General features: G+C 66.6%; 9 protein-coding genes and 3 pseudogenes. 7 read left to right on the top strand and 5 right to left on the bottom strand.

Annotation, left to right across the window (positions count from 1 at the left end; translation table 11 throughout):
- Positions 1–130: pseudogene (locus M8I34_RS24755) on the top strand (integrase core domain-containing protein); the annotation flags it as partial.
- 117 nt (positions 131–247) lie between these two features.
- Here the strand turns inward: M8I34_RS24755 and M8I34_RS41990 are convergent.
- A pseudogene (locus M8I34_RS41990) lies at positions 248–406 on the bottom strand (molybdopterin molybdenumtransferase MoeA); the annotation flags it as partial.
- A gap of 555 nt (positions 407–961) precedes the next feature.
- Between M8I34_RS41990 and M8I34_RS24750 the strand changes: the two are divergent.
- Genes M8I34_RS24750 through M8I34_RS24730 form a run of 5 tightly spaced genes read left to right on the top strand, consistent with a single transcriptional unit; the run spans position 962 to position 6544 of the window.
- Positions 962–2254, top strand: coding sequence for a helix-turn-helix transcriptional regulator (locus tag M8I34_RS24750; protein ID WP_250052572.1), 1293 nt, complete (start codon positions 962–964; stop codon positions 2252–2254).
- Positions 2255–2267: 13 nt separating this feature from the next.
- A complete protein-coding gene (locus M8I34_RS24745) occupies positions 2268–3023 on the top strand; it encodes a toll/interleukin-1 receptor domain-containing protein (RefSeq protein ID WP_250052563.1) in 756 nt (251 codons plus the stop codon).
- Complete coding sequence (locus M8I34_RS24740; protein WP_250052561.1) at positions 3020–5017, top strand: hypothetical protein; 1998 nt, start codon at positions 3020–3022, stop codon at positions 5015–5017. The genes M8I34_RS24745 and M8I34_RS24740 overlap by 4 nt, the downstream gene beginning before the upstream one ends.
- Positions 5014–6072, top strand: a complete 1059-nt coding sequence (locus M8I34_RS24735) for a hypothetical protein (RefSeq protein WP_250052559.1) — start codon at positions 5014–5016, stop codon at positions 6070–6072. The genes M8I34_RS24740 and M8I34_RS24735 overlap by 4 nt, the downstream gene beginning before the upstream one ends.
- A 19-nt stretch (positions 6073–6091) precedes the next feature.
- Positions 6092–6544: a hypothetical protein gene (locus tag M8I34_RS24730; protein ID WP_250052558.1), complete on the top strand. Its 453-nt coding sequence runs from the start codon at positions 6092–6094 to the stop codon at positions 6542–6544.
- 611 nt (positions 6545–7155) lie between these two features.
- Here M8I34_RS24730 and M8I34_RS24725 read toward each other — a convergent pair.
- Positions 7156–7344 (bottom strand): annotated as a pseudogene (locus M8I34_RS24725) (hypothetical protein); the annotation flags it as partial.
- Positions 7345–7454: 110 nt separating this feature from the next.
- Positions 7455–8030, bottom strand: coding sequence for an ABATE domain-containing protein (locus M8I34_RS24720; protein WP_250052556.1), 576 nt, complete (start codon positions 8028–8030; stop codon positions 7455–7457).
- Positions 8031–8133: 103 nt separating this feature from the next.
- Between M8I34_RS24720 and M8I34_RS24715 the strand changes: the two genes are divergently transcribed.
- Positions 8134–9306 carry an epoxide hydrolase family protein gene (locus M8I34_RS24715; RefSeq protein WP_250052554.1) on the top strand — a complete coding sequence of 391 codons (1173 nt, stop codon included), beginning with the start codon at positions 8134–8136 and terminating at the stop codon, positions 9304–9306.
- A gap of 227 nt (positions 9307–9533) precedes the next feature.
- Here the strand turns inward: M8I34_RS24715 and M8I34_RS24710 are convergent, their stop codons facing one another.
- Positions 9534–10076 (bottom strand): AAA family ATPase, encoded by a 543-nt coding sequence (locus tag M8I34_RS24710; protein WP_250052570.1) that lies wholly within the window; start codon positions 10074–10076, stop codon positions 9534–9536.
- 451 nt (positions 10077–10527) lie between these two features.
- On the bottom strand, positions 10528–10866 hold the full coding sequence (locus tag M8I34_RS24705; protein WP_250052551.1) for a hypothetical protein: 339 nt from the start codon (positions 10864–10866) through the stop codon (positions 10528–10530).
- Positions 10867–11101: the final 235 nt, after the last annotated feature.

Here is an 11101-nt window from a genome sequence, read left to right as displayed (position 1 = left end):
AAGCAACGACGAACGCACCGCTGCCCTGGACACCTTCCTGCACACCTACAACCACCACCGCTGCCACACCGCACTCGGAGGCCAGCCACCCATCACCCGTGTGAACAACACTCCAGGGCAATACACCTAGCACGTCCCGTACTTGGCCGGGGGCTGGCCGCCCGGAGTAGATCAGTTCGTCACCGGTTACGAGGATCCGCACGCGGGGCCGGGGCCGTACCGAGAGCATGTCGTGGCCGCATGCGGCGGCCAGGCCGAGCGACGCGGGGCCGGCCCGTGTCCCGGCCGGAGCCAGACACGCACCCGCCGGAGCATCCTCGCCCGCCCGGCGAATGTGCTTCCCCGAGGCCGGCACGGGGCCGCGTACCGTCGTCCCGGCCCGCACCGCGTGTTCCAGTGGCAGCACCGCCTTGGCAGCGGTCGTCTCCGGTGCCGTCCGCGCCGCCGAGGCGGATCAAGCCGCCTTGACCCGGGTGACCTGACCTCCTCTGTGCCAGACACGTCTTGACGACTTTGGCCCGGGGCGCCCTGGGGCCCCCAGAATGTGAGGGAAACACAGCCGATTTCGTGGCGGTTGAGGCGCACCAGATCGTAGTGGAGATAGACGGGCGTGGGGCGAACCCCACTGCAGCGCCCTGGCCTTGCAGGCGCAGGGGCGCAGGTGAGGGGCGTGGGGCGAGTGGCTCAGCCTCTTCGCGTAACCGTGAGGGCCGGAGTCTGCACGCCACACCGGACCAACGACCAACTGCTCATGCCACAGCAACCCGAGGCTTGTCGGCTCGGTCTCAGATGAGAACGACCGGACCGGATCGCAACACAACTCCGCACTTCGGAGAATACCGCCTCTCACCCGCGGAGAAGGAAACGGGAAACAGCACCATTCGCCTTGTCCGTCCGGCCGGGGTTGCCGCACTCTTTCGTGCAGCAACCCCGTGCCTGGATGGATGGTTTGGAGGTTCCCGTGCCGCAGCCGTCCACCGAGTTCGGCGAAGAACTGAGGAAGCGGCGTTTGGACGCCGGACTCAGTCTCACCGCCCTGTCTGCCGCCGTGCACTACAGCAAGGCACAGCTGAGCAAAGTCGAACGAGGCATCAAGGCGCCCAGCCGCGATCTCGCCCGACTGTGCGACGCCACCCTCCAGGCAGGCGGCGTACTGATCGCCCTGGTCGCCACATCCGCTTCCGGCACACCGAATGAGCCGGAACCAGGCGAATTCCATGAGGAGGAGTGGACGATGCAGCTGTCACCGGACGGCTCAGGCTGGTTTCAGCCCCTGGGCCGGCGCCAGGTCGTGAGCGTCGGCGCCGCTTCGTTGATGAGATGGCGTACTGGCGGTCAGGGCCCGGTTTCGCCGACCACGGGTGCCGGGATGCTGGAGGCGTCCCGCTCCCTGTTCACGCACTATCGGCGGCTCGGCCAGACCGTCGAGCCCGGCTTCCTCCTACCCGGGCTGATCGCCCAGACCCACACTCTGCGGGAGCTGTCCGCACATGCCGACTCCCGCACCCGCCAGAAACTACTCGCACTCGGCTCCAGGTACGCCGAATACATCGGCTGGCTGGTGCAGGAGACCGGAGACGAGCAAGCGGCACTGTGGTGGACACAGCGTGCGGTGGATCTTGCGGCTGCCGGGGGCGACCGGGCGCTGGCCGGATATGCGCTGGTGCGCCGAGCGTTGGTCACGCTGTATCAGGACGACGCCGAACAGACGGTCACTCTGGCACAGCAGGCACAGAGCGGCACGCTCCCGCCCCGGATCCGCGGACTCGCCGCGCAGCGCGAGGCACAGGGCCACGCGCTCGCGGGCGACCGCGACGCCTGTCAGAACGCCTTGGACAAGGCCCGGGCGCTGCTCGCCGGCCAGTCAGACGATGCCGATGCCCCGGTGATCGGCAGCATGCACCTGCCCGACTCGGTCGGCATGGTCACCGGTTGGTGTCTGTTTGACCTGGGCCACCCTCGGGAGGCGGCCGAAGAACTGAACCGGCAGCTCACACGGGTCTCCCCCGACGCGGTACGGACGCAGGTGCGTTACGGCGTACGTCGGGCGCTCGCCTACGCGGTGGATGGCGAGATCGACCATGCCTGCATGTTGACGGAGCCGCTGCTCGACGGGGTGGCGGCCGTACGTTCCGCGACCGTCACCCTCGACCTCCAGCGTCTCGCCCGCGTCATGGCCCGTCACTCGGATCACGCTCCGGTACGCCAGCTCTCTCCGCGGCTCGGCACGTTATCCCGTTTCACCACTTCCTGAGGAGGACCACGCAATGGCTGATGTGTTCATCAACTACCGGACCGGCGACGGCAATGAGACCGCCGCTCTGATCGACAACGAGCTCTCCAACCGCTTCGGGAAGGACCGTGCCTTCCGCGCCTCGAAGTCCATCCCTCCCGGCACCGTCTATCCCGATGCCCTGCTGACCAGCTTGCGCCGCAGCGCTCTGCTGCTGGTGGTGATCGGGGCCGACTGGGTCAATTTCCAGTCCAGGCTGCGCGACCCAGAGGACTGGGTACGGAAGGAGATCCTGGAGGCGTTCGCCTGCGGACTGCCGGTGGTCCCTGTCCTGGCAGGCAGGACGACGGAGCGCCTGAAGAAGGACGATCTGCCGGCCGACCTGGCGCGGCTGGCCGAACTGCAGTCCGTGCGGCTGGACACGCAGAACGCCGAAGCCGATCTGAAGCGCCTCGGTGACCTGGTCACCGAGATGGTCCCCGAGCTGCATGACCTCGAGCACGCCGACGCACCCGCCTCCGAACCCGGCTCCGTGTCCAACTCGTCCGGGGACATCCATGGAACGGCCGTACAGAGCCGGGACTTTACCGGAGACGTCGGCGGCACCGTCATCAAGGGGCCGACCGGCCCCGTGCACTCCGGCAACGGCAATATCTATCAGAATTCCCGCCACGTGTCGGGCGGCCGTCACTACTCGGGAGACGGCATGACGAATTTCGAAGGCGACCATCACGGTGATATTCGGCACCGGTTCGGTGGGCCAGGGCAGCGCGAGGACGACGAGCGGTGAACGAAGCGTTCACGACGCGTGTCGAACAGGCCGGCGGCTCGGTGCATGCCGGCTTCGGCGACATCTACAACTACAACACCGCAAGCCCGCCGAAGCAAGAGACGGCCGGCCGGAGTCCCCGCCGCATCGCGGATGACCAGCTTCGCCTGCTCAGGCAGCGGTTCGTCGATCCCGAGGGTATGGGCGAGGCCCGCCGCCTGCTGGCAGAGCGCAGCACCGTGATCCTGCACGGAGCGCCGGGCAGCGGCAGAACTGCCACAGCCCGCGTCCTCCTGTACGAACTTCACCGGGACACCGGCATCTTCCGCGAATTGCTGCCCGGCGACGAAGAGGAAACCACGCTCACGGATGCCGGGCTGGTCGGCTCCGGCGACCGGCTGCTGCTGGACCTTGCCGAGGCCGACGGCGCCCGATGGGCGAGGAACCGCAGAGATCTGCCGGCGCTCCGCAAGGCCGTTCAGGAACAGCACGCGCACTTGGTGGTCGTCATGCCGTACGGCGGCACGCTGGAATCCGACCTCCAGTTCTACCGGGCCGATATCGCACCCCCTCCGGCCCAGGAGGTGTTCCGGCGCCACCTACGGCTCCACCGGATACCGCACGAGGAGTATCTGCAATGCGCGCCCGCATTGGCGGATTTCCTGGCTGAGCAGCGCTCGGTCGAAGAGATCGCGGACTTCGCCGACCGTGTGCGGCGGGCCCGTACGGCGCATCCGGCCCGCGGCGGTTTCGCCGGCTGGTGCGCGCAGGCCCGCGATGCGCGGAAGGCATGGCGACAAGAGGTCGCCGGTCTCGTCACCGAACGGCGCGAGGCGCCGCAGCGGGCATTGCTGATCACCACAGCCATGCTGCACGGCGCGCACGCCGACGTCATCCACCACGCCGCCGCTCTTCTGCTCCGCACCCTCAAGATCCCTGAAGACAAGGTTGTCCCACTCGAAGGCAAGGACCTGGCCGAGCGCCTGACGGAGATCTCCGCGTCGGCCGGACCGGGCGGTCACGTACGGTTCAACAAGCTGGACTTCGACGCCACCGTCCGCGCGCACTTCTGGGATCACATGCCCGACCTCAGACGGCTTCTTAGCGTCTGGACCGCGCGCAGTACAGAGCTGGAGGATCCACACCTCACTCCGGGCCTCCGTAAAGACCTGGTGGAACGGCTCGCCGATCAGTACCTGCGTGCCGGGCAGTGGAAGGAGCTGGCGGCCCTGGCCGACGAGTGGAGCGCCAACACCACGACCCTGACCCGTTCAGCGGCGGCTATCCACGCACTCACCCATGGGCTCGAGAACAAGCAGTACGGCGGGAGTTTCCGGCAGCTGATCTACACATGGTGCAGGGACAAGCAACTGATGGGAAATCTCGCATACGTTCTGCTCCGTGTCTGCATCGACGTGATCGCGCCGACCCATCCCGACCAGGCAATGGTCCGGCTGCGTCTCCTCGCCCGCCGTGAGAGCGGCGCCACGCCCGCGCTGGACGCCCTGTGCGATTTGGTGGCGACGAGCAGCAGGCTCAGGCGCCGCATGCTCGACCGCCTCACGCGGCATTCGGCGGCCCCGGCCGACGACGCCCGGCTCTTCCTGCGGATCTGCGACCCGGTGTCGCTGACGGACCCGGGAGGCGCGCCCCGCGCACTGGTGGACGAGGAGTACGTACAGAGCTGTGTGACCATCGGCTGGCGGGAGGCATTCACTGAGCTGCCGCAGTCGCTCTGGCACCCGTACGCGCAGCGCTGGCTGCACACCGCCACCGATGCCGTCGACCGCCATGACCTGCTGCTCGACCTGCTGGTCACCGCCGCCGGCCGGAACGGCCAACATCTCGCGGCGCTGTACTCCGTGGCCCGCGCAGCGGAACCCACCACCTCCGGTGGCCTGGCACACGGCGTCGCCACGACCGACCGCCTGCTCCAGAAAATCTCCGCGGCGCAGGGCCTCCGCCCGTCGGCCGCACCGTCTCGACCGGCACCACCCAGGGGGGCCACACCATGACGACCGGCTGCAAGACGACGACCGTCTTCCTCACCATCCTGTGCGCTCTGCTGCTGACGATCCTCGGCCTGGTGCAGGAGTGGCCCACATGGGCGTGGGCGGCCCTCATCGTTCTCCTCGCGGGAGTGCCCGCGGCAGCCTTCAAGATCGCCGCGACGCGGCGCGGCTCCGTACCGGTCGACTTCGAGGAGCAGCACACCGCGGCGCCCATCGAACGCAGGGAACACCGCGTCAGCCACGTGGCGCTGCCCAGCCAGTGGGACGACTACGACTTCCTGTTCTCCGCGACCGTGCGGTGGTGCCCCCTCGAAGCCAGCGGCGGCGACCCCGTCGTCAACCCGGCAGGCCTCGCTGTCGAAACGGTGCTGGACTGCGCCCGCGCGATCACGGAACAGCGGGAGCCAGGCCGGGCCTCACTCGTCCAGCACGAGCTGAGTGGTGCGCTCAGCAGGATGCGCCCGGACCACACCAGGCACCTCCAGGTAATGGCGGAGAATGTCACGCTCACCTTGCGCGAACACGATCAGGAGCGCTTGGACAAGCTGGCTGAAGTGCGCAAGGACAAGGCCGTCTGGGAACACCAGCGGAAGTACGAGCAGAGCAAGCGTGAGTACCTGGGCGAGGACGTGCTCAAGGACACCGGCAGCGCGGTGGTCTGGTGGCTTGCGAAGAATGACAATCATGTGGAGAAGACCGTGGCGGACCTCGGTCTGCTCGCCCAGCTCACGTCGGCGGCCAACGACACCGACGTACCCGATCGACTGCGGGATTTCCTGCCTCAGCCGCAGAGCAATCGGCCCGGCCTGGAACGCGTGGACGCGCCATCCGCTTCGTTCGAACGAGAGCCCACGGCTGCTGACCACTTCGAAGCCTTCCTCTCCGGCATGGGTTTCACGGACGGAGATGACCGGCGGGCGATGCTGGCCAAGCAGATCGCCGACATCATCAAGACACAGGACCGGAACGAGACGGCCGAGGAACTGTTGAAAAGGTTCGACCCGCCTGCGGTTTACACACCGGTTAACGACGCGACCGATGAGACACCCGAACTCTGACCTTCCTGAAGGAGAAACGATGGACAGCGAACTGGCCGCTCTCGCCGCATCGGGAGCGACCACCTTGGTCTCCCTCATGGTCACCGACTCCTGGACGCACGCCCGCGAGCTGGTCGGACGCTTCTTCTCTCGTATCGGTGCGGATGTTGACACGGTCGCCGACCTGGACTCCGCCCGGGCCCGGCTGCTCAGTGCCCAGGCTGCAAACGGCACGCAAACCGCTGATGACGTCACCTTCCAGTGGCACGCCTACCTGCAACATGTTCTACAGACTGACTCCGCCACCGGAGACGACCTACGCGAGTTGCTCGCATCCTTGCAGCGGATGGCGAACACCGTGCCGGGTACACAACGGGTCACCGTGCACAACGACATCAGTGGCGGGGCCCAGCACGGCCCCATCATTCAATCCGGCAGGATTACGGGGCTCACCTTGCACGTCCACCATGCCGCCGGCTCCACGCAGGACTGAACTGCTGGCCCTCAGCGCCGAGGCAGGCCACCCAACTCCGGTTGGCCGTCAGCTTTCGGGTAGCTGACGCCACGATCCGGACCATTCACGGACCAACGCTCTGCCGTCGGCAGTTACAGCCGCCATTTCAGCCGGCCAGCACCAAGAGGAGCTCTGTTCCACCAGCAGACGAAGAACCTGCTGGTGGGCTTCTTCCTGGCCTACGGCAGTGACGCAACGTAGCTAGCAGCGCCCCATATGATCTTGCTTCCGACGGCGCCCTCATCCCGCTGTACGTGGCCTCCCTGGGGAGAATCTGGGGAGTTTGGGCGGCGCTGGGGAGCGCGTGGGGAGAATCGTCCGCGTAACCGAGTACGAGTCTGAAAGGCTATGAAAGACGGATCTGCGCAGGTCAGAGATGCCCACGACCGTGTCGCCGCAGCTCACAGCCTCCTGGTAGACAACTTCATGATGTAGGTACCGAGGTCGTCCCCCTCGACGATCCCCGGAAGCGAGCCGCCCTCACGAAGGGGCGTGACATAGCGAGTCGCTGTGACTTCTGTCAGCATTTTCCCAGGCTATACGACCTAGCGGCCTTACAATCCACGATTAAATCCGGACCGGCACAAGCCTCAATGACGGTGCGCCCCTTGCTTCCGGCTTCCGGCTTCCGGCTTCCGGCTTCCGGCTTCCGGCATGAAGTGAGCATAGTAACCGGGCGTGACAGCCGGCGAGGAGTGTCCGAGCCCCCGCGCCACAGTCACCACGGACTCCCCCGCCTCCAGCATGTTCGAGGCGTAGGCGTGCCCCAGAACGTGGAAGCGGAACAATGCCGGCCACATCCACCGGCGGGAACGCCTTGCCGTGGCGCTTCAGCTCCTGGGTCACCGAGGCGGGCATGTCGACGCCACGCGACGTAGCGAGGTAACGATCACTCCGCCGATCCGGGGTTTTTGCGCTGGCTGGCATGGAAGCGCGCTTTCTTCTGACGATTCCCGCACGTGTTCATGTCGCACCATTTGCGGGTGCGGCTTTGGCTGGTGTCGAAGAAGGCGGCCTGGCAGGTTGGTGATGCGCACAAGGCCAATTTTCCGTCTCGTTCGCCTGCGATGACGCTGATCGCGTCGGCGGCGATCACGCTGAGGGCATCTTCCACGCAGGAAGCCGAGCTGAGCCGCCATCGCCGCTTACCCTCGGGCGTCAGGATCGCCGCGGCCCGGCCCTGAGCGCTGCACTCATTGATGACTTGGACAGCAGACGCGGGGAGAGCGTCCTGGATCGCGGCCGCTGTCGCGGCGGCGTGAATCGACTCCCTCAGTTCCCGAGCGAGGTCGAGCTGGGCAGTGGTGCAGGAGTCCACGGCGAGGCCGTTCACCGCCAGCCAGTCGACGAGTCGTTGCGGCGTGGGAATGCGCTCCACAGAGTCGCCATGACGCTCCGACAGAGTCCCCGTGAAGCTGGTCGCCAGCACGTTACCGAGGCGGAAGTCAGGAAATCCAGCACGCATGGAACCACCTTAGCTGGTTGCACGCCGGTATGAAGGCACGGTAGAACCGTCTTAGCCGGTTCGCACTGGTGCGCAGCCGGTTCCACGATGGCCAGGAGGTCTCATGCCCCGTCCCACCAGCGACGTGCAGGTATTTGAAGCCCACGCGACTGACGCCGACCTCGACGATCTGCGGGCGCGACTGGCCGCGGCGCGACTGCCGGAGGCCGAGACGGTCCATCGCGCCGCGCCCGACCCTCGCCGGTGGGAGCAGGGCGTTCCTCTCGCCGACCTCGTCGATGTCGTGAACTACTGGCGCACCGGGTACAACTGGCGGTCGTTCGAAGAGCGCCTCAACCGGATCGGCCAGTTCCGCACGACCATCGATGGCCTGGGAATCCACTTCCTGCACCGCCGATCCGCGCGCGCGGATGCCACTCCTCTGATCTTGACGCACGGCTGGCCGGACAGCATTGCTCGGTTCATCGATGTAGTGGACGAACTGGCGGATCCGAAAGATGCGGACGCGCCGGCGTTCCACGTCGTGGTCCCGTCGCTACCGGGCTTTGGCTACAGCGACAAGCCGGCCACCACCGGGTGGGGAACCGAAAAGATCGCGGCCGCATGGGTGGAACTGATGGGAAGGCTCGGCTACAGCAAGTTCGCAGCCCACGGCGGCGACTGGGGAGGCAATATCACCACGGTTCTCGGTGGCAGATTCCCGGCGCACGTTCTCGGCATCCACACCACGTTCGCGGAGGGACCGCCCGGGTTGACAACGGACGGGCTGACGGCGGTCGAGCGCAAATGGACCGAGGAAACCCGCGATTTCTGGCGCCACCGCGCGGCGTACGCGAAGCAGCAGGCGACCCGACCGCAGACCATCGGATATTCGCTCGTCGACTCACCGGTCGGGCTTCTTGCCTGGATCCTCGACAAGTTCGCCGAGTGGTCAGACACCGAAGACAGCCCGTTCGAGACGATTTCCAGAGACCGAATTCTTGACGACGTCACCCTGTATTGGCTGACGCGGACCGGCGCATCGGCGGCCCGCATCTACTACGAAAGCCACAACTCACTGGACCCCGAACTTCGGGTCGACGTCCCGTCAGCACTCACGATGTATCCCCGCGACGTCGAGAAGTGTCCGCGCCCCTGGGCACAGGAGCGGTACCGGCAGATCGTCCGATGGAGGACGCCCGAAACCGGGGGACATTTCCCGTCGCTGGAGGTTCCCGAGTATTTCGTCAAGGACCTGCAAGAAGGCCTCGCGGCAGTGCTGGCCGCCAATCGGTGAACGCGGCTGGGTGCCGGCACTCGCTCACCGCCTGATCCGGCTCAAGGCGTTGCCCGACGGCTTCCAGACCGAGTTGATCGAGACGGCAGAACGTGGTCAGACAGAGCGCGGCGAAGAGAGCGTGCAGCATGTCGAGGTCTTTCGGATGGTAGACCTCGACGCCTACCCGCCAACACCCTCGACTGCGAAGAGCCGCATTGCTGCTGGCAGCCGGCGTCCGAGCGCCTTCAACGGTCGACGGCCGGCATCTTGTCCAGGCCCGCCTCGCACAAGATGCGCTTCACCGTGTCGTCCAGGCCACTGTTGGCGTCGATGACGGTCTCCAGGCCGCTGGGCAGCAGGTCCCGCTCGCGATACCAGTCGCGCAGATGCTCTTCGGTGACCTGGGCCAGGTCTGCCAGGTCGGGCTTCGTCGCGTGCCGAACCAGCGTCTCCTGGAGCGGCACATCCAGGTAGTAGCACCGAGTGATGCCACGATGGTCACGCATGAGGTCTTCCAGCATCGCGGCGTACCGGTCGGCGTACAGGATGCCCTCAACGATCGTGTGGAACCCGGCGTCCAGCGCGTAGCGAGCTGTCACGCCGATCAGGCCGATGTTGGCCGCGCCAGGCCGGTCACGCTCGCGCAACACGATACGGCGCAAGTTGTCCTGGCCGACCAGGGCCAGGTTGCGGCCGAACTGCGCGCGCAGGCCAGCAGCGATCGACGACTTCCCCGAGGCGCTGTTCCCGCGCAGAACGATCAACCGCGTCTCTTCGGTTCCCACCATCACGACGGCACGATATCGATATCCGGTGACACACAAGGGCGGACGCACAGCGCTTGCGGTTGGCAACGTGTTCGGACGGCTCAGGAATGAGCGCCCTGATGCCTCGGCTACGCAGGTGAGTGCGGATGGCTCGCGAGGAGCAGACACGGTCGGCGCTCACCTGCCTGGGTCTGGTGCGCGGACGACCACACCCCTTGCGAAGGACAGAGATTCGGGACAGGGCGTCGAAGTCCGATGAATCGTGCCGATGTCCCGTCGAGACGCGGAAGACCGGGGGACGACATGTGCCGTCGACCGCCAGGTGGACCGTCGTCGTCAGGCCACCGCCCGAGCGCCCGAGACCGTGATCGGCTGGCTCGTCGACGACATCCGCGGTGCACCCGAGAGCGCTCGGAGTCGCTGCTGTCGGTGCCAGCCGCTGAGGTCACCGGCAGTCCGGTGAAGGGCGCCCCTACCCGTCAGCCCTACCGAGCCGTTCCTGGTGGAAGAGCGGCGCAGGTATCAGTGCGGCAAAGGCGATCTGCGCCATGACCTGGCACACGTTTTCGGGCGGGCCGATGTAGAGGAGGGGCCAAGCACAGAGGATCAGCGGGAGGGCAAGCAGCACACGGAACCGGACCACTCCCATGCGCTTGTGGACCGATACCGCGAGAACCGCGATGAGCAGGGTGGGAATGCCGATGATCGGCAGCACGTCCAGCCCCAGCATCATGCTCTCCAGGAAGCGGTCTTCCCACCGATCCGTCTGCGAGATGGCCACCCAGGCTGCGGTGTGGATGAGCACGTACATGAGCACGCACCACCCCATCCGTCCCAGAACGGGCCCCGGCCTCTGGGCGTCTCCCTGCTGCACTGCCATCCACCCCACGACCCAAGCCCCTGTACTTGAACGCATTCAACGTAGCCCACGGGTTCGCTTGCAAGGCGAACGCGCCTGGGTCCGCGACGGCCGCTGAGAGGCGCGACCGACCGTGGCAAGCCGGGATCGAAAACCACCTGGCCACGGACCGGAACGGACTACCGCT

Origin of the sequence: Streptomyces sp. MCA2 (genome assembly GCF_023544705.1) — a bacterium.
Taxonomy (GTDB): Bacteria; Actinomycetota; Actinomycetes; order Streptomycetales; family Streptomycetaceae; genus Streptomyces; species Streptomyces decoyicus.
This window is presented reverse-complemented; position numbering and strand designations above follow the sequence as displayed.